Below are 21,740 nucleotides of genomic sequence, written 5' to 3' on the forward strand. Positions count from 1 at the left end.
CTAAAATGGGGGCAAATCCACTTTTAGGGAAGGTTGTGTACTTGATATGACTGCACAAGCATTAACGTCTGCATTGAAACAAATACCTCGTCCTGAATATCCGCGCCCAGACTGGCAACGCCAGGATTGGCTGAACTTGAACGGTACATGGGAATTCCGTCTTGATACGACGGAAGTTGCAAGCGGTTACGAGACGCCTACGACCCAATTTGACAGTGAAATTATAGTGCCTTTCTCATGGGCAAGCCCACTATCGGGAATTGGCCGCGATGAGCGTGGTACAGGCTGGTATAAGAAGAGTGTTGCTTGGTCGCCTGCTGAGAGCAATTCGCGTGTCTTCCTGCGCTTCGGTGCGGCTGATTACAGCAGCGAGGTTTGGGTTAACGGTACGCATGTCGGCTCGCACATTGGCGGCTACGGCGGCTTCGAGTTCGATGTAACGCATGTGTGGCGCAGTGATGCGGAGAACGCGATTATCGTCAGCGCGACTGATTTTGACCATGGCTATCAGGCACGCGGGAAGCAAGGTTATGGTGAAATCCGCGGCATTTGGCAGCCGGTCTGGCTGGAGGCGCGTCCGCAATCCTATATTCAATCAGCGAAGTTCGCAACGTTCATTAATGGCACAATCGGCGTGAAGGCTGTTGTTGTCGCTCATGAAGCGGGAGAAGCTAGCTTGCAATTCAGCTTCGATGGCGGAACTGTGCAGCATAACTTCGTAGCTGAGCTGGTAGAGGGCGAGAATGAGGTTAGCACTTCTTTTGTCGTAAGCGATCCGCAGCTGTGGAGTCCTGAGACGCCTTATCTCTATGAAGGTTCACTGACGCTCAGTCTTGCGGAGAGTGCGGGTGATGTTGTATCGACGTACTTCGGTATTCGCGAGTTCGGGACGGCGCTATTCGGCGATCGTTCGTACCGCTGGGTTACGCTGAACGGCAAGCCGATATATCTGAACGGTACGCTAGATCAATCGTACCATCAGACTGGTTATTTCACATATCCGACCGATGATGAGATGCAGGACGAGATTTATTTGCTGAAGCGCCTCGGGCTTAACCTGGTTCGGATTCATATTAAACCGGAGGAGCCGCGCAAGTTGTACTGGGCGGATAAGCTGGGTATGCTCGTAATGGAGGATATGCCTTGCTTCTGGGGCAATCCAGATGAGACGGCAAGAGCGAATTATGAGAGCGAAGCGAAGGAAATTATTGAGCGTGATTACAACCATCCGTCGATCTTCTCTTGGGTCATGTTCAATGAAACTTGGGGGCTGAAGACGAATCCGGAGTCACAGGGTCTAACGAATCAATCGCATACGCCAAGTGCCTATTTGCCTGAGACTCAGGAGTGGGTCAGAGGAATTTATCACTGGGCAAAAGAGCTTGACCCGACGCGGATCGTCGAAGACAACTCCCCTTGTAACTTCGACCATGTCGAGACGGATTTGAATACATGGCACTTCTACATTAATGGCTACGAGCAGCTGCGTGAGCATGTGACGGATGTTGTGGGCAAAACCTATCCGGGCTCAAGCTTCAACTGCATTGGCGGTAACGTTCAGGGAGATGCGCCGCTGATGAACAGCGAGTGCGGCAATGTGTGGGGCTTCTCGAACGGTGCTGGCGACAGTGACCTCGCTTGGCATTATTGGTACATGATGAATGAGTTCCGCCGCCATGACAAAATGTGCGGATTTGTCTTTACGGAATTCCGTGATGTAACAAATGAATTTAACGGCTACTACCGTCTGGACGGCTCGGATAAGCAGTTCGGATATGAAGATCTGGTGCCGGGCATGTCACTCTCAGACCTGCATACGCCAGACTACATCGTCATTGACGCTCCTCCTTGCCAAACGGTGCAGGCAGGCGAACAAGTATCGGTGTCACTGCTGGCATCCAGCTATTCCGATGCGTACCATGGTCAACAGCTGACGCTTGCTTGGGAGCTGACGTATGACAACATCGGCGTACGAGTGACGGCTGAGCGCGGATCGGTAGAGCTGGCTTGGAGCGAGTATGGCGTGAAGCCAATTGAGGCACCGATTGTAGTGAATATGCCGAAACAAGATGCGGTTGCTGTACTAGCAGTTCGTCTTGTGGATGCAGCGGGCCGCGTGGTAACGCGCAACTTCACGACCTTCGATGTGCGCAGCGGCGCTGCTCACGGCGTCTATGAAGCGGAAGGTCAGTTCGTGCAAGTGCCTGTTACGGGCTTCGCATCGCACAGCTTCCCGCATCAGTGGAACGCGATACAAGAGGGCAAAACAAACGGTGGCTCGGAAGGCGAGTTTGTGTACGACGTGGAGCTGCCAAGTGTAGAAGAACAAGGTGCGATCCATCATATCGAGATCGCTTTCGAAGCAAGCGCGAAGCGACTGCTTGCCCGTAATATTGAGGGTTCGCGCGACCGTCAGCATGGCATCGACTTCATGCATGGCGCGAATGCGAATGTGGAGTACAACAGCAATACGTACTACATGACCGATGATGAGCAGCATCCATCGCACATCGTTGTGAGCATCGACGGTGAGCAGGTTGGTACGTTCACGCTGCCAGACAATCCGTCCGACAGCCGCGGCGTGCTGTCGTATCAGTATCAAGAGATCTATAACAAGCTCGACGAGGCAGGCTCGTACGGTTACCTGTGCCGCATTACGATGCCAAGCCGTATTGCAGCCAAGCTGAACCGCAGCCGCAGCTTCAAGCTCGCAATCGCAGCGGACCATGGCGGCGTGGCGCTTTACGGCCGCAATGCAGGGCGCTACCCGCTTGATATTTTGGTGCGGGTGAAGTAGTAGGGGTAAGAGTGCAACGGAGGTGCCGCTCAAGGTGCCTCCGTTGATCGGATGCAAGGGCCGTCTCGACAGTAGTTTTAAACTACTGCGAAACGGCTTTTTCTATTTGTTTTGTAACGAACTCCAGCGTTGCTACTCACCGCGTTTGTCGTCTGACATCGCACCCGACCATTGCGTATCCATCCTGTTAGCTGCCTGCTTCGTTTGAAGCAGGCGGCTTTTTTTGTGTAGGCAAGTCCGCCTAAGACTGAGGAATCAAAATTAAGTATTGATAATATATTAAATATAATATATGTATAAAATAGTGTTTGAAGCTGCCGGAACAGTTTGTGAAGGAGAACTCATTGGTGTGCTGGGGATGAAAAAAGAAAACGGAACGACCTTCATTTTTCTACATTTTTCGACGAATACCGCGAACTATAAGGGTCATATCGTAGTTTGGATTTCAAGGGAAGGTCGAGAGAGATACCTTGGTGGCATGTCATATTTTAGTCGATGTACCTGGTAGAAAACAATTTTAATAAAAGTGTTGATTAAATATATTAAACATATTATATTTATATATAAGGTTAATGAAACCGCTTGCAGGATGCTGCTGCATTTGTTTAACGGGCTGCCGCAGTCCTTTTGCTTTTCGCGCATCCATGTCTGTCGGTTCATTAGTTGAAAGCGCTTCGTTTGGCTATACCCTGTAGAAGGTGGGAGGAGTAATGATTGCAAAAGAAGCAAGAGTTGAAGTCATGCCCGAAGTATTGCCGTTAAAGAAGAACAATGCATGGGCCAAGGTATGGAGTTTCAGGTCCATCTACTTATTTATGCTCCCTGCTTTTATCTGGTATGTCGTATTTTGCTACTATCCGATGTACGGTATTTTGATTGCGTTCAAAGATTTCAAATACAACCTAGGGATATTGCACAGCCCGTGGGAAGGCCTGCGGTTTTTCAAACAGTTCCTAGGCGATTCCAGTTTCTATTCGGTGCTCTACAATACGCTATCGATTAGCTTCCTGAAGCTGTTGCTCGGATTCCCGGCGCCTCTCATCCTTGCTTTGATGCTGAATGGCGTTATGCATGGGAAATTAAAAAGGATCTTCCAAACGATTTCCTACCTGCCACACTTTGTATCCTGGGTCGTTGTTGTGACACTGATGCAAAAAATTCTTTCTCCTAACGTGGGACTTGTCAATGACATCCGGGATCATATGGGGCTTGAGCCGATCTTCTTTATGGGCATGCCGTCATTATTTTATCCACTGGTCGTCATTTCGGATATTTGGAAGGGTGTAGGTTGGGGCTCGATTATTTACTTGGCCGCTTTGACCAATATCGATCCACATTTGTATGAAGCTGCGGAAATGGACGGGGCGGGACGGTGGAGCAAGCTGTTTAAGATTACGCTGCCATCTCTGACGCCTACGGTTGGTATCCTGCTGATCTTCTCTCTCAGCGGCGTTCTGAATGCCGGTTTCGACCAAATCTGGCTGATGCAAACGCCTGCTACACTCAGCGTTTCGGAAATTCTAGACACTTATGTCTTGAAAACAGGTATTCAGCAGGGACAATTCGCTTATTCCACTGCCATCGGATTGTTCAAGTCAGTGATCTCTCTGCTTCTCATTGTGGCTGTTAATAAAGTATCCAAAAAAGTGAGCGATGTATCGCTATGGTAATCAGGCATAATTCATTATTTGAACTTAAGGAGGTGCAGGTATGGGTGTGAGAAAACTATCGGCTGCCGATAGAATCTATACCACAGTGAACTATTCGCTGCTGCTCATATTCTGCCTGACGGCACTCTATCCCTTTATCTATTTTCTAGCGCTATCATTCAATGACGGCTATGACGCCATGAAGGGCGGCATCTACTTCTTCCCGAGGGTCAGTACGTTTGAGAACTACTCCAAAGCATTCCATAACCCTCATATTTTGAAATCATTTTGGATTTCCATTTCCCGAACGGTTGTTGTAACCGTAGGTTCAACAATGTTGACGGCTCTGCTGGCCTACGGGCTTTCACGGAAAGGCTTGCCGGGAAGAAAATATATCGTTTTCTTCTTCTTCTTCACTACGCTGTTCAGCGGCGGACTTATCCCGACATTTATTCTGTACCGGGAGCTGCATATTCTGAACACGTACTGGGTGCTCGTCCTGCCGTCGCTGTATAGCTTTTTCAATGCGATTATTATGAAGACCTTCTTCGACGGAATTCCATTAGGCTTATCGGAATCGGCGCGGATCGACGGCGCAAGTGAGTTAAGCGTATTTTGGAGAATTATTCTCCCGCTTTCAATGCCGGTAATGGCTACCATCGCGCTGTTTGTCGGGGTAGGCGTCTGGAACGACTGGTTTACCGGGCAGTTCTTTATTCAAAATCAAGATCTTCAGCCTGCAGCTACATTCCTGAACAAAATGATCAGTGAAGCGTCGTTCCAGTCCATGACGGGCTCAAGCAGCGGCTCAGCCATTCAAAACATGAACCAAAACCAGATGACGCTGCGAGGTGTAACGCCTGAGGCTCTCAGAATGACCTTCGTTATCATAATTACGGCACCGATCATCTGCGTGTATCCATTCCTTCAGAAGTATTTTGTTAAAGGCGTGCTTGTTGGTTCGCTTAAGGAGTAGCCGAGTATAAGAGGCAGTGCCTTTTATATATAAAAAAATTAGCAAAAGAAAGGGGCTTGTCTAATGCGTAAGACCAGATTGAAAAGTTCTCTTAGCTTGACGCTTGCCATTCCGATGATTGCATTGTCTGTAACGGCATGTGGAGGAAACAACAATGATTCGAGTACGAATGCGAACTCGGGAGCCGCTAACTCGACGAACGCGAATTCCACGAACGCGAACTCGGGGACAAACGACTCATCTGCACCTAAAGAGGCCACATTATCCTTCTTAAGTGCCTGGAACGGCGGAGGAGCAGGATTCCCGCAGGATCAGGAAAACAATCCGGTTGCTAAAGCGGTTAGAGAGAAAACCGGCGTAACGTTAAAGCTGGAATCGATCACAACAAGCGAAGTTGAGAAACTGAACACGATCTTCGCTTCGGATACGGTTCCGGATATCGTAAACGCGCCGTACTGGTCGACGACAGGCGGGGAAGGACAAGTCATCAAGAAAGCGGCTTTGGAAGGCCAACTTCTCGATTTAACCCCTTATCTTGATAAATATCCGAACGTGAAGAAACTGATGACGCAAGGCGTAGCGAAGGACTTTGCAGAATTCGATCTGAATAGTCCTGATCTTGAAGGCAAGCAATATGTCATTCCTATGCAGACGCCGGACGGCACTCCAGAGAGTATTCATAACTGGAACTACGGCCTCTACGCTCGCGGAGATATTTTGAAAGCGTTGAATGTGAATGCTGCTGATATCGACACGGAAGAAAAGCTCGCAGATCTGTTAACGAAAATCAAGTCTGGAGATTTCAAAGATATTAGCGGCAAGCCGGTCATTCCTTCCGGTACGATGCACAATGGATGGGACTATAGCCAATTCCTATCCGGCTGGTCTGATTACAACATTTCCGACTTCCGTGAGGAAGATGGCAAGCTTATCCACTGGACGCAATCCAAAGACCAAGAAGCTCGCTTGTTGTATATGAGAAAGCTGATCACAAACGGTCTCTTTGACCCTGAGGCATTCAGCAATACCGATACGACTGCGAATGAGAAGCTCGCTACAGGCAAGCTGGCTGTATTCGGCGCTCAAAGCATGATTGGCGAATTGCAAAAAACGCTTTACAAATCAAATCCAGACATGCAATATGAGCTGCTTGGACCAATGAAGAATAAGAGTGGCAACATTGTAACGCAAGTAGAGAAGCCAGGTCGTTCCGGGTTCCCGGTTATCTTCTTGAGCGCGAAGATCAAAGATCCAGATGCAGCGCTGCGTCTGATTGATTACTTGAACAGCGACGAAGGCCGCCTGCTCGCTTACTGGGGCATCGAAGGCAAAGATTATACGCTAGCAGATAGCAAGCCGCAATGGGTTGCAGATGTGAAGAAGCAATTCGATGATAATCCGGATGTGAAGCGTGACGAAGGTCTCAACTACCTCTCCGGCAGCTTCATGGGCGCTTTCTCCTCTGAAGTCACTTGGCCGATCCCGGATGACCAGAAGACGCAATGGGAGAAACTCGAAGCAAGCTACTCGAAGAGACTTCCGATCCAAATTATCGACAAAGTCAGCGCAACTTACCTGGAAAGAGATTGGCCTAAATACCAAGAGTTCCGCGATAAAACGGCTAGCTTGAACTTCGACGAAGAATTCCGCAAAGCTTGCTACGCGAAATCTGATGCCGAAGCGCTGAAGATTCTGCACGGCATTCAAGACAAGTTTAAATCTGCAGGCGTAGAGGACATGGCTAGCTATGTCGGCGAAAAAGCTGCAGCGCGCGATGATATCGGTTGGTAATACGAGGTTGATTGCAGCATAAGGAATAGTAGAGTAGAGAATAGACCAGACCGCTTGTATTGGCGGCTTGGTCTATTTTGCGTTTCGGGGAGTACTACAGGGACCCCGAGCTAGTGAGCTAAAGGATGGCGAGAGAGCATATACGATCTCTCAGCACCGTAGCCAGAGTAACATTGCCGTTTGGTAGTACCGAAGTGAGGTTAGAAATGGTAATTGCACCTGCTTTACGGAGGATAATAAACAATCCTACTAGAAATGAACAAGGGTGTGAAATTGATATTACCGTCAGAGAAACATACGAGATTTGAGAGGCTAGAGTATCGGCCTATAAGGAGAGTCCTACATGCAAAAGAAATGCAAGTTAATATTGGTCGAAGGCTTGTGCGGTACGGGTAAGTCAACGTTAGCGGAACGGCTGCATCGTTACTTGCTGCATCAAGGTATCTCTTCTTACTTCTATGATGAAGGTGCCGAGGGGCATCCGGTGAGCTTGAATTGGCATGCTTTCTTCCGGGAGGGGGAGTATGCGGAGCTTCTGGGGCGCTATCCGGGCGTGGCTGGCGAGATCCGTTCGCGGGTAATTAGAGATGGCCATCATTATTTGATTCCCTATCGAGAGGTCATTGCATTTAACGAGCCGAAAGTGCTCCGTGCCGAGCTAAAGTCTCGCGAGCTATGCTGGACGGATTCACCGATAGCTTCGTTGTCGGAGTTTACCCAAGCAATCGAGCGACATTGGTTACGATTCGCCGAGCGAGTTAGCGCAACTGACGATATCTACGTGCTGGAAGCGGTGTTCCTTCAGCATCGGATTCATGATCTGCTGAGGCATTATAAAGCTGACGACGAGCAAATCGAGCAGCACATTAGTGGTATCGCCGACAGGATTACCTCGTTGGACCCGATACTAATTTATTTATCTCAGCCGAGTGTGCGGGAGCAGCAGGTTTGGATTTCCACGATACGCTCAAAGCCTCATTTTGCCACGGAAAATAGTATTAGATTCATGGAGAACCGCAAGCGGATTGAATTGAAGCTGCTTGAACAGCTTCCTTTTCCGGCCTATACGATTCATAATGTAAATCGGGATTGGGATGGGGTTTTCAATGACATGCTGGAACACCTCTCATATCCATCGTAAGAATGGCTTATTCACGAGACAACTTTCGGAGTTGCGAGAACAATTTTCACTAACGTGCCGCTCAGTGGGTTCGATAAAATAGAACCATAATCCATACAAGGAGTGTGCAGCATTATGATTCAAGCAACGATCCAATCCAGCTTCCCAACGAAATCCATCAAGCCATCAGACCGCTACCAGGTTCGTATTGGTGGCCAGCCTGTTTTTGTATATCAGTGCCAAGGCGCAGGCTACGCCGTGTTGTCGGCTGAAGGCACAATCGTAATTGAAATCGAGACGAGCGATGCTTTCCAGCAAGCGATTGTACGGCCATTGCGCCACGGCATTGTGCCTGAAAAGGCAGCAGATAATGTACTTCGCTTCGAGGTCGAAGCACCGGCTAAACTGTCTGTTGAGTTTGACGGTGACATCAGGGAGCCGCTCTTTATTTGGATTAATCCGCCGGAGACAGCAGAGCGTCCGGATCCTACTGACAAGGGAGTTCACTATTACAAAGGCGGCGAAGTACATCTTGCTGGCGAAATTCGTTTGCAGGATGGCGAGACGCTTTACATCGAAGAAGGAGCAGTCGTGCATGGCCGAGTGACGGCAGACGGCGCATCGAACATTACGGTTCGTGGCAGAGGGATTCTTGACGGCTCCCTGTGGCGGGAGAATGAAGAGGCGAAGAAGCATGCGATGCTGCTGCCTGCGCGCTGCTCGGGAGTTACCATTGAAGGGATTAGCGTCGTGGATGGACCGACGTGGCATCTCGTACCGACGGCTTGTTCGAATGTGCGGATCGAGAACGTAAACGTGCTTACTTTTGCAGGGACAGGTGATGGTATTGATATCGTCGGCTGTGAGGATGTGACGATAGAGAACGTGTTCGTTCGCTCCAAGGATGACTGCATCGCGATTAAGGCGGTCGATTACTTCCATGAAGCGGGCTGCCGCGATGTGCGCCGTGTGCGGGTGAGCCGCTCGGTGTTCTTCAATGCGGAATGGGGCAATGCGCTCGAAATTGGCTACGAGACAAGCTGCGAGACTATCTCGGACATCGAGTTCAGCGACTGCGACATTATTCACTGCCAGTTCGAAGGGTATGAATCAGGAGGGACTTTCACCATTCATAACGGCGACAGTGCAGTCGTGGAGAACGTGCTGTATAGCAACATTCGCATCGAAGATTCGGAGGAGAAGCTGGTCGATATTAAGATCCAATTTTCTCAGTATTCCCGCGATACGGAGCGTGGTCAGGTTCGCAATATTCGTTTCGAGAATATCGTTATTACGGGCGGGTTGCTCCCGGTCTCCATCATCCGCGGCTATGACGGTGCACATATGATTGACGGTGTTACGTTCTCCGGAATCAGCTATTTGGGCGAACCGCTGAGAAGTGCCAATGCAGCCAAAATGGTAGTCGAGCTCAGCCGAAACGTGAAGTTCGAGCAATAACCACAGTAGGCGTTGTGACTAGGTACTAGGAGAAGATAGTACTTATGCGATTGCAGAGTCGGCCTTACAATAAAGTCATAACGAAGCAGCCGCGAGAGGCTGCAAGGGAGGACTTTAGATGATGACCGATTCGACAACAAATACAAATGCAACTGCAACAGCAACTGGGGCACCGCTTCGCAATAGAATGCAATTTTACCGTCGCCGCAACACACCGACATATACATTCATGGCTTGGTCAGCTTTTGTGCTGGCATGTGGGTTCGAATTTGGAGGGATTTACACGCTCAAGGAGGCTTTGTCCGTTCAAGGCTACTACGCAGTATCAGCCATCCTGCTGATCGTAACCTCGTTCCTGCTTCAGAAGGTGGCGCGGGACAACGATGAAGACAACTTCCTGCAAACATTCAACGCAGGTTACCGCCGCAGAAATACGTCAGCTTTCACATTCCTCTCTTGGGCTGGCTTCGTCCTCGCAATTCTTGCGGAGTATATCGGGGTCTTCAATCTTGAAGAACCGCTGTCGGTAAAAGGTTACTACGCCATCGGTGGCGCGTTTCTGATTGTGTCCTGTCTCGTGCTGCAGAAGACGATTCGCGACAATGAGGAAGATAAGCTGCATAGCGGGGTGGATGCGGTGGAAGAGAGCTTTGAGGTTCGTAACTAATAAAAAAGGCGCGCTAATACGGCGATTTTTCATTGAAAATAGACCTTCGTGCAGGAGATTCTTGACCGAAGTAGAATGAAGATAGATCATTTCCATAAACAATGCATAGGAGGAACCGTATTATGGATCATGCTGAAGTGCATGAATGCTCGATCGAAAAATCACTGCAAATAATAGGCGGCAAATGGTCCTTCCTTGTACTTCGAGAGCTGTTCTTTCATGGAATGAAACGATTTAGCGAGCTCAAGAGTTCAATTAACGGAATCAGTTCTAAATCGCTTACGGAAACACTGCGGCACCTGGAAGAGCATCAAGTCGTGATTCGGGAAGTTTATGCGACCGTCCCGCCTACCGTCGAATATCGGTTAAGTCGTAAAGGCGAGGCATTTAACGGGATATTGCATGAGTTGAAGAAATGGGGAAACGAGTGGGCTTAGCCAACTTCAATGAATAACAAAAGAGGAGCTGTCGTAAACAAGCTCCTCTTGCATATGCGTTTTAGTTCGGAAACTGAACCCCGCCTTGGCCGCGATCGAGCTTGAATTCCCAACGCCATTCCTGTTTTGAAATCGCTCCGATATTACTCCTTACTTCCTCTTCGTTTCGCATCCCGCATATCGCGACAGACACGTCAGGGTTTGAAAGAACGAAGTCCAATGCAATCTGGTGAACGTTAATCTTATCCAATGATTCCGGGGAAATGCGCTTCATGAATCGGTAAAGCGATTGGCTAGTCAACGGCCTCATCACGACGACTCCGACATCATGCTTAGAGGCTTCGGAGATGAGGGGATCGGCTGCTCCCTGATAAAACAGATTGTAACGGACCTGCACGACATCAAATTGTCCGGATTGAACAGCCCAAAGCAGTGTTTGGTCTGGAACTTCGTTCGTAATTCCGATAAAACGTATTTTTCCTTGTTTTTGACACTCTTTCAGGGCGTCCAAAGGGCCATCATTGATCAGTCTTTTGTATTCTTCTTCTCTCAGATACCCACCATGAAATTGCATGACATCAATATAATCGGACTGTAGCCGACTCAAGCTATCATCGACCGAACGAAGCACTTCATCGTAACCTAGATGCGAAGGAACTTTTGTCGCGATATAAGCCTGCTCCCGGCGATCTTTCATGGCTTGACCTATGATTCGTTCACTCAGTCCGTTGCCGTAACCTGGGGCGGTATCGATATAATTAACCCCGTTATCCATAGCCGCGTGAAGTGCGGCAATAACCGTATCCACGTTTTTTTCAGCATCATAGGCGTCTAGATAATTGTCAATCCCCATTGGTGCGCCGCCAAATCCTAGACACGAAACATTGAATTGCGTTCGTCCAAGTCTTCTATATTCCATTTATGTATCACTCCTTCGGAGTTGGTTAATCAGGGCAATTTAATCTTTCCATTTGATCATGGTATGGCTGATCATATTGCTGCCATGTGCTTCAGGGGATATCATCTCAAAGCCTTGCAAAGTTCGCTCTCCATTTTGTATGCGATAATCGACCATCTGAATGGGGAAATTCATGCGGTGAAAGTACAAGGCTTCTTCTCCGCTCATCGGTGTTCCGTCGCAAGCATCCAATGTCAGTCGCGCTTCTTGCATCGTAGATAGACTTACGGAAGTGGCGAAAACGGAAGGCTCCCTGAAGATCCATTTCAGCCAAGGGCGTACCAACTCATCTGGCTTTACACCTGGCCATTTGAAGACAGCCCCTCTGGCAAAAGCGCCTACAGCATAAACCCCAAGCCCGTGCTCGCGGGCAAACTCGACCATAAATTGCTGACGGCGCAAGGAGTAGTTCCAATACGGTGCAATAAAATCAATACGGTCCCAGATTTGATATAAATATTCTTCTGACAATCTGCCGCCGGACAACATACCCCATCCAATTGCATCTGCAAGACCTTCTTCTTTCAGTCTTTGAAATCCATCAAAAACCCAGTCTGGATAGGGCTGTTCAATATTTCCAACAGCAGGCCCTTCAGGCCAGGTATTATGAAAGATCACCATACCTGCTTTTTCACATCCAAGTTCATTGAGTATATACTTGAAATTGGTGACGATATCTTCTGCACTTTTTTCATTCCGATCATGCCATCCGTGCCAAATGACAGGAAGCAGCTTCTTGCTGAGACCTGTTCTCTTCAGTATTTCACTGTAAATCTGTCTCTCAGAGGAAAATGTACAATCAAAATGAGTTAACCCCTGTTCTGCTAAGAAGGAGACAACTTGAGTTGCTTCTTCAATGCTCGGTTTTGGCCTCCCCATAAAATCTATGAATCCATGGCCGCCTAGAACAATTGGCGCAGTTTCAATCGTTGTTAAACCGAGTTTTCTTTTTTGCATGATGTAACCTCCTAAGTTAATCAAACATCCGTACTCTCCTTAATGAAAGAGCAGTTACATTATGCGAAGCTAACTTCTCTTACCCGTGGAACGGCATATCTTTGAAGACTTACATGCCTATTAATGGTTCTACGCCCTATCATAGGGTAAAGGCCCGTTCTTGAGAAGGACGCACTTTTTCTTAACTAAGTTACCTAAAGGTTACAAATAGAAGAAGAAGCCATCGCCAGAATTTCGCCACCTGCGCCGCATGAATCCCGCTTTCTTACTGAATTGTCTCCCCAGACTTCCCCAGCATCGATTGACATCATCTTGGTAGGGGCGGTCCGTGTGATAATACTCGATAAATAGTGCTTCGTGTAGTTCCAAGAAACATCTTCGCTCAAATCCCTGCTACTAGAGTCAGATTTTTCATTGATAGGGAATTTTACCTAGTCTATAATGTTACGTACAAGTTTACATAACATGTGAAGGAGAGTTTCAGTAATGAGAAGTTTGCGTGTGCTTTTAGCCCTATTCGTACTCGTATTTGCAGTTCAACTATTTCCAGATACCAAACAGCTAGTACACGCAGAAGAGAGCACGGGAGCAACAGCGACATTCCCGGACATCAAAGCGCACTGGGCGCAAAGCCAGATTGAGAGATTGGCAGAGATGGCAATTATCAAAGGGTATCCTGATGGCAAGTTCCTCCCGAATCAGAACGTCACCCGCGAGCAGTTTGTGTCCATGCTGGTGAACACGCTGGGCTACTCGGTGGAGGATGCGTCAGCTACTGGCGCTGTTTTCGCAGATGTCGCCGCATCCCGCTGGTCGAGCGGGGCGATTGCAGCCGCTCTTCGTGAAGGCACGCTCGTGAAGAGCGAGTATGGCACGAATTTCAAACCGGCGCAGGCGATTACACGCAACGAAATGGCGATTATGATCGCGCGTGCATTGAAGCTGGATCCGAACGAGAAGGCACTGGATTTCAAGGACAAAACCAGCATCAAGTCGCATCCCGAGCTGGTCGGTGCCATCGTTGAAGCCAAGATCATCACCGGCTTCCCAGATCAGACCTTCCGTCCGGCAGGTACGCTGACGCGTGCGCAGTCCGCTATCGCGCTCATCAATATGCTCGATACGGCACTGAAGTCGCAGGATCCGGATGTGCCGACGCCTTTGGTGCACCGGGATGCCGCGAACGAGGTGACGTACCAATCGGGCGTGACGGAAATTACTGATCCGCAGCAGGTGAAGTCGTTGTCGTCAGACGGCGAGCTCGTACTGGACAATACGGCAGAGATACCTGAAGCAGGCGAGCTTGTTGTCCTGCCGGCGATGGAAGGTTATCCGTTCGGCGTTGCGAAGCGCATTGTTTCCGTTGCAACCGAGAACGGGCAGATCGTTGCGCAGACGGAAGAACCGGAATTCCAGGATGTCATCGATCAGATCGACGTGCAGAAGACGGTGCAGATGCAGCTCGCTAATCTGGATCCTGCTTCCGTTCCAGAAGGCATTACGATCAATAAAATTCCAGAACCTGCTGTGGCGGCTTCGCCAACGATTTCACTAAAAAATAAAACCGAAGGCTTTGAAATTGGAATTAAGGGACTCGAGTTTCAGCCTGAGTTTAAGGACGATTATGCAGGGGAAGTCGATAAGTCGAAGGTCAAAATTGCGCTTTCTGGTAAACTGCTGATCGGCCAGCCTCAAGTGACGCTGGATTACGATTATTCCTTTTGGAAAGGGCTAAAATCGTTTCAACTGGAATATGCGTCAACGGATAAGGTTGAAGTAGAGGTTAGTTTGAAGGGTGAAGCCAGCGCGTCCGCAACATACACGAATAACTCGGATGTGACAAGAGTTTTTGATGCGAAAGCGAGTTTCCTGACTTTCGAGAAAGATATCAGTCTCGCAACCTTCTATGTTCCTGTAGCTGGACCGGTAGGCGTTCAAGCGACGCTGCAGCTGAAAGTAAAGGCAGACGCATCCTTGGGCATTACGGAAACAGTGACGGCAACGTTCACAAGAGATGTTGGACTCGTCAAATCCCATGGTGAGTATCAGCCGATTATGAAGTTTTCGCAAAATATTGAAGCAGTAGGTAAGGGAGCCGGCCAGATTGGAGCAGGCTTAGGACCGGACATGAGTATGGCGGCTTCGATTCTCCAATTCGCGAATGCAGGTCTGAGACTTGGTGCGGGAATTGAAGGGAAAATCGCTGTTTTTGCTGGAGGGAAAGTGACGGTATCGGATGAAGTTAATGCTGCTAACCCTTCTGAGTCCAGTATAGATGCCGACGGCGAACCATTCGCTTGCTATATTTATGGGGTCAATTGGTACTTAAATGCAGGGGCGTTTATTAAGATTCCACATGTGTTGACGCTTGATTTTCCAATCCTTGATCTGAAGAAGCCGATCATTGCGGAAGATACTTGCAAGAAGCCTGATCAGCCGAAAGTCGACGACACGGATAAGACGGACAGCGACGAAAAGCCGGCTGAGCCAACTGACTCTGACAAGCCTGATACAGGCGGTGATACCCCGTCAGGGCAGGCTTCGTTGCAGAAGACAGTCGTCGCCAATCTGGAATGGCAAAACATGCTGCATCTGAACAAAGGCGAGCAAGTAACCCTTACGGCGGTTGATGGCAAATGGAATATTTGGCCGGGCCAAGGGGATACGTTCTGGTGCGACGCAAATGGTTATCCGTTAGCGATTGATCAGACGCTCGCCTCCAAGAGCCGAAGTGAAGTGCCGGATCATCCTTGGGGCGCATTAATCGGCAAGACGAGAACGGCCTCCGGTGCGGAGACGAAGTTCTTTGTCGGCGGGGAAAGCATGACAATAACCGCAAGTGAGGATATGGATTTGTTCCTCGAGATCAGCGATGACCCGGGCTATTTTGCAGATAATCAAGGCTCCATTACCGTTAAATTCGATAAGACGAGTCAGTCGCAGAAGGTGTCTGTCTCAGCATCCCAAGATCCATCTCAAAGCGGCTATACCAACACGGGCATTACACTCGCGAAAGGGCAGACGGTCAACGTTACGGCGACAGGCATTGGATATTACAGTGGATTCGACTCGTACTTTACCGATGCAGACGGTTATCAATTCCTCTCATCCAGCGCGGATAGGCTTAGTCCGAAAATGGATAGTATGGCAATGGTCAGCATAGCGCCAATTGGCACATTGGTAGGCGTTATCCAGATGTCGGACGGTTCACTGAGCGGTCCAATTGTGCTCGGTACGAACCAGACCTTTACTGTACCTGCTGATGGCGTGCTGCTGCTCATGTATAATGATGATCCGGGTTACTATGGCAACAATTATGGCGGGTATGATGTGACGGTAAGTGTCTCCTCTAACTAACATGGAAACTGGATTTTCGCTGCTGGCATGATGTACACTACTTGCGTATAGCAAGTTGAACCTAGAAGGCTGGGTTTTAGGAGGATGCAATTGTGAGTAAAGAACAGGCAAGCAAGGTATATATGGGTGATTGTAAGGTGCTGCAATTCTTCGAGGAATTGTCGAAGATTCCGCGGGGATCGGGCAACGAGAAAGCGATCAGCGATTACGTGGCGCAGTTTGCGAAGGAGCGCGGCTGCACGGCGATTCAGGATGAACGATATAATCTCATTATTAAGAAGCCGGCCGCGAAAGGGTACGAGCAGGCGCCGGCGGTTATTTTTCAAGGCCATTTGGACATGGTTTGTGAGAAAAATAAATCGACGCAGCACGACTTCACCAAGGATCCGATCCGCTTCAAGCTTGACGGGGATATGATCTATGCGCAGGATACGACGCTTGGTGCCGATAACGGCATCGGCGTTGCGTTCTCGATGGCTCTGATGGACTCGGCGGAGATGGCGCATCCGGCGCTGGAGATTTTGCTGACGACGGAAGAAGAGACGAGTATGGCGGGAGCGGAAAATATTGATGCTTCCAAGCTGAGTGGGCAAATGATGATCAACTTTGATTCCGACCGCGAAGGCGTTGTGTTCGTAAGCAGCGCCGGCGGAGCATCGGTGTTCCATATGGTGCCGATTGTATGGAAGAGCGGAGAGGCAACGGACGACCGTTCGGCGTATGCCATTGCGGTGGAAGGCTTGATTGGCGGTCACTCTGGCGACGATATTATCCGCGAGCGTGGCAATGCGAATAAGCTGGTCGGCCGTGTGCTGGACGATCTGCGGCGCCATGTCGCTTTTGACCTGGTGAGCGTTGCCGGTGGCATGAAGGTGAACGCAATTCCGCGCGAGTCCGAGGCGATTGTGCGTCTGACGGCGGAGGAGCTGGCGGCTGCTGAGGCGCGTATTGCAGAATGGAACCAGACTTATAAGGATGAGTTCGAAGCTGCGGACCCAGGCGTGAAAGTGACGATTGCTGCGATTGGGGCGGCTGAAGGTACGGCTGGGACTGCGGCTGTGCCGCGTTGGCTGTCGGAGGAGACGAAGCTGCTTGTAATCCGCTTGCTAGCGCTTATGCCAAACGGCGTGCTCAGCATGAACAAGGCGATCGAGAATCTCGTACGGACGTCGACGAATATCGGTGTGATTTCGATGAAAGAGGACGAAGTTGTGTTCGAGAGCCTTGTGCGCAGCTCGCACCGTTCTCAGCTGGATGCGGTGCTGCAGGGGATGGAGACGCTCGCGGAAGCGGTGGGCGTGACGTTCCGGCATGATCATTATTTTCCGGGCTGGCCATACCGGTCGGATTCGAAGCTTCGCGAGGTGTTCGAAGCGGTATACGCACGCAAGTACGGCAAGCCGCTTCAGGTTAAGGCGATCCATGCGGGACTCGAATGCGGCGTCCTCATTGAGAAAATGCCGCATCTCGACGCCATATCCTACGGTCCGAACATGTACAATTTCCACACGCCGGAGGAGCATCTGTCGATCTCCTCTGTGGAGCGGACGTGGGAGTTCTTGCAGGACGTTATGCGTGAATTGAAATAGGTTGGAGAGCGCGCGGGGGCAATAGGTCCTCGCGCTTTTTTTGTTGTTGTTTTGTTGGTTGGTGGTGTGGCGGTTTGCGGACGGGTGACCGAGGAACTCAGCGCTAAAGGCAGAGGCAATAGCGGCAAATCTGGCCCCGCCTGAAGTCGCCGTTTACCACCTGACAATACAAGAAAAAAGCCCCGCCGCACCGCCAAAAAATGGCGAGCTGCAGCAGGACTGTGAACAACATAAACCGTTTACTTCGCGAGTTCCCCGAACCGCGAATAGACGGCGAGCGCCGGATCGATCGGCACTTCGGCGCGCTGGACGTTCGCCGGGATTTGGATCGTTGGCGTTGGACGAGGGAGTCTGCCCTCGAATTGTGGCAGGTATTCCTGCTGGGCAACGAGCATCTCCGTTACCATGTCGCGGATTTGCTTCAGCGTCAGCACGGAGGACGTGAGCGGGTCGAGCGCGATTGCTTGCACGACCGTCTCAGGGTCGCCCGACTTCGCCGCCAGTACAGTAAGGCGCTGTACGTTAATGTTTGTCATATTGAGTGCCGCGCACTGCGGCGGCAAGTCGCCGTTGATGGTGCGATGCAGGCCATTACGATCTGCAAAGACAAGACCTTCTGCGCAGCAATCTTCCGGCAGGTTTGAGATCATGCCGTTGTTGCGCAGGTTGCCGCTGAACTTGAAGGTGCGGCCTGTTTCGAGCGCTTCGATAATATAAGCGCAGTACTCCACGCTGCGTGGTGGTAGCTCGGCGGATTCATCCGCAAGCACATCTTTCTCCTTGTACTTATCGGCGACATAAGTGCACCACTTGTAGTACGCGCCGCTCTCGCCGCCGAAGGACGGCTCGTCGCAGTAGAGATCGAGCGCTTGCTGGCTGCTGCGGAACCATGGCACGTATTCGGATAGATGTCCGGTCGACTCGGTCATGAAATAGCCGAAGTGGCGGAACACTTCACCGCGGACCTTCTCATTGATGTAGAATTCCGGCTCCTCGAACTTCTCACGCAGAATCGGGTAAAGATCTTGCCCTTTATGCGTCAGCTTCGTGAACCAGCCCATATGGTTAATGCCTGCGGAGACGTAGTCGATCTCATGCTTCGGTACGCCTACATAGCCGGAGATGAGGTCGAGCGTCGTCTGCACACCGTGGCACAGCCCGACATACTTGATCTTCGTCTCGCCAAGCGCCCAGCAGATCATCGCCATCGGATTGACGTAGTTCAGCAGCGTTGCTTCCGGGCATAGCTCTTCCATATCGCGGGCCAAATCGAGAATGATCGGAATGCTGCGCAGCGCACGGAACACGCCGCCTGGTCCGAGCGTATCGCCGATACATTGGTCAACGCCGTAGGAGAGCGGGATTTTGTAGTCCTTCTCAAACAAGTCGACTCCGCCAATCTGGAAGGAAGCGATGACGTAGTTCGCATCGCGCAGCGCTTCGCGGCGGTCTGTCGTGATCGTCACCTTCGACTTCAGTCCGTTGTGGGCAATCACTTTGTCGGCAAAAGCTTTCACCTGCGTCGTCTTCGACGTCGACGGTGCCATCAGGACAAATTCCGTGTCTTCGAGCTCCTTGGTAGCCATAATATCGAGAATTAAAGTTTTGCAAAAAACGATGCTTCCTGCTCCGATAATCGCAATTTTTCGCATAGGTACACGCTCCTTCAATGTTTTTGCGCGTTCTTCGCTCTCCGCGAGCCGCCGCGCTTCCTAAGCCTTTGCCGGCTGCTCCCAATACGTCCGCGACATGAAGTCGATGTACGAGCGGGCGAGGATCAGATCCTCCAGCGCCTCCTTCGACGTACACGGCGCAGGGCGTTCACCCTTCACGGCTGCGATGAAGTTAATCGCTTGATTACGCATTGCGGATACGTTAGGCATGATTGGCTGCACGATCTCCGGCGGCGCGATATCTGGATTGTCCTTGTAGATCGCTAGCTTACCTGATTGCTGGCGAACGAGCGGAGCAGGGAGGTCGACGCGGACGAAGCCTTTTTCGAATGAGACGAGCACTTGTTCATGCCATTCAATGGAGTTCGAGTACGGCGCCATCTCTAGCGTTACGGTAATGCCGCTGTCGCTCTCGCCAACAAGCAGCACGCCTTCGCGGTCACCGAAGGTCAGCTTATAATTCTCGCCGCCGAGGAAGAAGCGAATCGCGTTCACTTGATGAATGTAGTAGTTCACGAAAGTATCCAGCTCGCGCGTCTGCTGCTCGGTATAATCGGACGGCCCTTGCTCCAGCGTCAGAGCAGGGTACGGCTCATTCGCGCTAAGTGGTTTATCCGCTCCAGCAACCCAATCACCCGGAGGCATCGTAACACGAATGCTGCGCAGCTTGCCATAGTCGCCGCTTGCCCGCCAAGCGTCTACTTCCTTCTTGGCGCGTTCCATCGCTGGATCGGAGCGCTTATGGTAGCCAACCATGTGGAGCGTGCCCGTCTCTTCGCTAATGCGGACCAACTCGCGTCCGGCCTCAACCGTTAAGCAAAGCGGCTTCTCCGTGAAGACTGGAATACCTGCTCGCAGAATGTCCGGGATAAGCGCAGGATGGTGGCGATACTGCTGCGGTGCCACAATCGCATCCACATTTGCATTCGCAATCAGCTCCAGATGGTTGTTATATACCTGGGGAATTCCATACCGCGTTGCCACGAGCTTCGCGGATTCCGGACGCACTTCAGCAAGTGCGACGACTTCGCATAGATCCGTGAGCACCGCATAGTTGCTCAGGTGAGCCATCTGCCCCATACCGCCGCCGCCAACAAAACCAATTCGTAATTTGCTCATCGTCACTAACCCTCTCTTTTGCCTAAATTTTCAAATAGATAGAGTCCGTCCTTGCCTGGCGCGACAATGTCTGGATAGCCGTTGCCGGTCAAGTCCTGTACCCAGAAATAAATCCCTGCGCCGGAAGCCTCGCCAGCAGGGCCAAAATCAATGATATGCTTCTTAAACTGGCATCCATCCAGCTTGTAATAGTAGATGCCAATCGGGTCATGAGCTCCCGGATCGCCGTCGTTGTGGGCACGGTACCGCTTGCCCGTAATAAGCTCAAGCTCGCCGTCTTGGTCGAGATCCACGAGCCACAGGTCATGGAACTGGGAGCCACTCATGTCGATTTCGTGCTTCGTCCATGTTCGCGATCCGTCCGCAGCGCGGCCTTGCTCGTACCAGTGCAGCCCGTAATCATGCGCTTGCCCGACGATCATATCCATCAGGCCATCGCCGTTTACGTCATGCCCAAGAATCGGCACGCTTGCGCTGCCGAGCGAGAATTCCGGATGGAATGTCCACAGTCCGCCGGTAAGTGGATCTTCCGGTTGTTCGAGCCATCCGCCGCTTAGAATAACGTCCATGCGCCCGTTGCCGGTCACATCCACGAAGCCCATGCCATGTCCGCTCGCACCTTCGCTGATGACGAATTTCTTGAACTGGCCCGTGCCTTTGCCGTCCGCATCCCGAACGAGTTTATAGAACGCCTGCGGCTCTCCCGGTGTATTCGGAAAAATCTCAGGTACGCCGCAGCCGTCGATATCGTAATAACGAATCGTCTCGATACTACCGCATTTGTCAATGTCGAACGTCTCCCAAGCGGTCGACGCATCGCCCGGATTGCGCCGCCAGCGCAGCGTCTCGCCCCACCAAGCGCCCGTAATAATGTCGAGCCGACCGTCGCCGTCAACATCCATCGGGTAGTCGGAGAAGTCATCATGGTACTCGGAAATTTCCATTACATCGCATATAAAATGTTTGTTCGCATAGTCAGGTCCCTCATACCAGTAAGCGCCGCTCACAATATCCGGAATGCCGTCTCCGTTCACATCGAACACAGCGCAAGCCTCGTATTTCTCCTCGGATAGCTGTCTCTTCTTAAATTGCAGCAATGATTACACGCTCCGATCCGAAACTATTTAATGTTGTACTTACTAGCCTTGCTCAATTATGCTAGGCATAACAAGATGCAAGCGCTCTCCATTAA

General features: G+C 50.6%; 15 protein-coding genes and 1 pseudogene. 11 read left to right on the plus strand and 5 right to left on the minus strand.

The window, feature by feature from the left end; all coding sequences use genetic code 11:
* The first annotated feature begins 46 nt into the window (after positions 1-46).
* From BMY11_RS22410 to BMY11_RS22445, 9 genes and pseudogenes are all read left to right on the plus strand, one after another.
* The gene (locus tag BMY11_RS22410; RefSeq protein WP_090581561.1) at positions 47-2,797 is read left to right on the plus strand and encodes a glycoside hydrolase family 2 protein; all 2,751 of its coding nucleotides are present in this window, start codon (positions 47-49) and stop codon (positions 2,795-2,797) included.
* Positions 2,798-3,507: 710 nt separating this feature from the next.
* Entirely contained in the window at positions 3,508-4,467 is a 960-nt protein-coding gene (locus BMY11_RS22415; RefSeq protein WP_090581563.1) for an ABC transporter permease, read from the plus strand.
* 40 nt (positions 4,468-4,507) lie between these two features.
* On the plus strand, positions 4,508-5,422 hold the full coding sequence (locus BMY11_RS22420) for a carbohydrate ABC transporter permease (protein ID WP_090581564.1): 915 nt from the start codon (positions 4,508-4,510) through the stop codon (positions 5,420-5,422).
* Between the two features lie 63 nt (positions 5,423-5,485).
* Entirely contained in the window at positions 5,486-7,213 is a 1,728-nt protein-coding gene (locus BMY11_RS22425; protein ID WP_090581567.1) for a type 2 periplasmic-binding domain-containing protein, read from the plus strand.
* A 343-nt stretch (positions 7,214-7,556) separates the two neighbouring features.
* Positions 7,557-8,354 (plus strand): P-loop NTPase family protein, encoded by a 798-nt coding sequence (locus BMY11_RS22430; protein WP_090581569.1) that lies wholly within the window; start codon positions 7,557-7,559, stop codon positions 8,352-8,354.
* Positions 8,355-8,468: 114 nt separating this feature from the next.
* Positions 8,469-9,791, plus strand: coding sequence for a glycosyl hydrolase family 28 protein (locus tag BMY11_RS22435; protein ID WP_090581571.1), 1,323 nt, complete (start codon positions 8,469-8,471; stop codon positions 9,789-9,791).
* Positions 9,792-10,020: 229 nt separating this feature from the next.
* Positions 10,021-10,158 (plus strand): annotated as a pseudogene (locus BMY11_RS29450) (YiaA/YiaB family inner membrane protein); the annotation flags it as partial.
* A 30-nt stretch (positions 10,159-10,188) separates the two neighbouring features.
* Complete coding sequence (locus BMY11_RS29455; protein WP_256217715.1) at positions 10,189-10,458, plus strand: YiaA/YiaB family inner membrane protein; 270 nt, start codon at positions 10,189-10,191, stop codon at positions 10,456-10,458.
* 122 nt (positions 10,459-10,580) lie between these two features.
* Entirely contained in the window at positions 10,581-10,895 is a 315-nt protein-coding gene (locus BMY11_RS22445) for a winged helix-turn-helix transcriptional regulator (RefSeq protein ID WP_090581573.1), read from the plus strand.
* A gap of 61 nt (positions 10,896-10,956) precedes the next feature.
* Here BMY11_RS22445 and BMY11_RS22450 read toward each other — a convergent pair whose 3' ends face one another.
* Both BMY11_RS22450 and BMY11_RS22455 read right to left on the minus strand, forming a co-directional pair.
* Positions 10,957-11,814 (minus strand): aldo/keto reductase, encoded by an 858-nt coding sequence (locus BMY11_RS22450; RefSeq protein ID WP_090581575.1) that lies wholly within the window; start codon positions 11,812-11,814, stop codon positions 10,957-10,959.
* Between the two features lie 39 nt (positions 11,815-11,853).
* Positions 11,854-12,810, minus strand: a complete 957-nt coding sequence (locus BMY11_RS22455) for an aldo/keto reductase (protein WP_090581577.1) — start codon at positions 12,808-12,810, stop codon at positions 11,854-11,856.
* Positions 12,811-13,296: 486 nt separating this feature from the next.
* On the opposite strand from BMY11_RS22455, the gene BMY11_RS22460 reads away from it, so the two are divergent.
* Together BMY11_RS22460 and BMY11_RS22465 are read left to right on the plus strand one after the other, a co-directional pair.
* Complete coding sequence (locus BMY11_RS22460; protein ID WP_090581579.1) at positions 13,297-16,167, plus strand: S-layer homology domain-containing protein; 2,871 nt, start codon at positions 13,297-13,299, stop codon at positions 16,165-16,167.
* Positions 16,168-16,259: 92 nt separating this feature from the next.
* Positions 16,260-17,756 carry an aminoacyl-histidine dipeptidase gene (locus tag BMY11_RS22465; RefSeq protein WP_256217711.1) on the plus strand — a complete coding sequence of 499 codons (1,497 nt, stop codon included), beginning with the start codon at positions 16,260-16,262 and terminating at the stop codon, positions 17,754-17,756.
* A 239-nt stretch (positions 17,757-17,995) separates the two neighbouring features.
* On the opposite strand, the gene melA is transcribed toward BMY11_RS22465, so the two are convergent.
* Genes melA through BMY11_RS22480 form a run of 3 tightly spaced genes read right to left on the minus strand, consistent with a single transcriptional unit; the run spans position 17,996 to position 21,645 of the window.
* Positions 17,996-19,408: an alpha-galactosidase gene (melA, locus tag BMY11_RS22470; RefSeq protein ID WP_090581581.1), complete on the minus strand. Its 1,413-nt coding sequence runs from the start codon at positions 19,406-19,408 to the stop codon at positions 17,996-17,998.
* A gap of 60 nt (positions 19,409-19,468) precedes the next feature.
* Complete coding sequence (locus BMY11_RS22475; protein ID WP_090581583.1) at positions 19,469-20,548, minus strand: Gfo/Idh/MocA family protein; 1,080 nt, start codon at positions 20,546-20,548, stop codon at positions 19,469-19,471.
* 5 nt (positions 20,549-20,553) lie between these two features.
* The gene (locus tag BMY11_RS22480) at positions 20,554-21,645 is read right to left on the minus strand and encodes an FG-GAP repeat domain-containing protein (RefSeq protein WP_090581586.1); all 1,092 of its coding nucleotides are present in this window, start codon (positions 21,643-21,645) and stop codon (positions 20,554-20,556) included.
* Positions 21,646-21,740: the final 95 nt, after the last annotated feature.

Source organism: Paenibacillus sp. OV219 (assembly GCF_900110075.1).
GTDB lineage: Bacteria > Bacillota > Bacilli > Paenibacillales > Paenibacillaceae > Paenibacillus_Z.

Coding starts and splice junctions, on each gene's coding strand:
- BMY11_RS22455 (WP_090581577.1), bottom strand. CDS start 12,810: ATGCAAAAAAGAAAACTCGGTTTAACAACGATTGAAACTGCGCCAATT.
- BMY11_RS22450 (WP_090581575.1), bottom strand. CDS start 11,814: ATGGAATATAGAAGACTTGGACGAACGCAATTCAATGTTTCGTGTCTA.
- BMY11_RS22420 (WP_090581564.1), top strand. CDS start 4,508: ATGGGTGTGAGAAAACTATCGGCTGCCGATAGAATCTATACCACAGTG.
- BMY11_RS22445 (WP_090581573.1), top strand. CDS start 10,581: ATGGATCATGCTGAAGTGCATGAATGCTCGATCGAAAAATCACTGCAA.
- BMY11_RS22460 (WP_090581579.1), top strand. CDS start 13,297: ATGAGAAGTTTGCGTGTGCTTTTAGCCCTATTCGTACTCGTATTTGCA.
- BMY11_RS22415 (WP_090581563.1), top strand. CDS start 3,508: ATGATTGCAAAAGAAGCAAGAGTTGAAGTCATGCCCGAAGTATTGCCG.
- BMY11_RS22475 (WP_090581583.1), bottom strand. CDS start 20,548: ATGAGCAAATTACGAATTGGTTTTGTTGGCGGCGGCGGTATGGGGCAG.
- BMY11_RS22435 (WP_090581571.1), top strand. CDS start 8,469: ATGATTCAAGCAACGATCCAATCCAGCTTCCCAACGAAATCCATCAAG.
- BMY11_RS22410 (WP_090581561.1), top strand. CDS start 47: ATGACTGCACAAGCATTAACGTCTGCATTGAAACAAATACCTCGTCCT.
- melA (WP_090581581.1), bottom strand. CDS start 19,408: ATGCGAAAAATTGCGATTATCGGAGCAGGAAGCATCGTTTTTTGCAAA.
- BMY11_RS22430 (WP_090581569.1), top strand. CDS start 7,557: ATGCAAAAGAAATGCAAGTTAATATTGGTCGAAGGCTTGTGCGGTACG.
- BMY11_RS22425 (WP_090581567.1), top strand. CDS start 5,486: ATGCGTAAGACCAGATTGAAAAGTTCTCTTAGCTTGACGCTTGCCATT.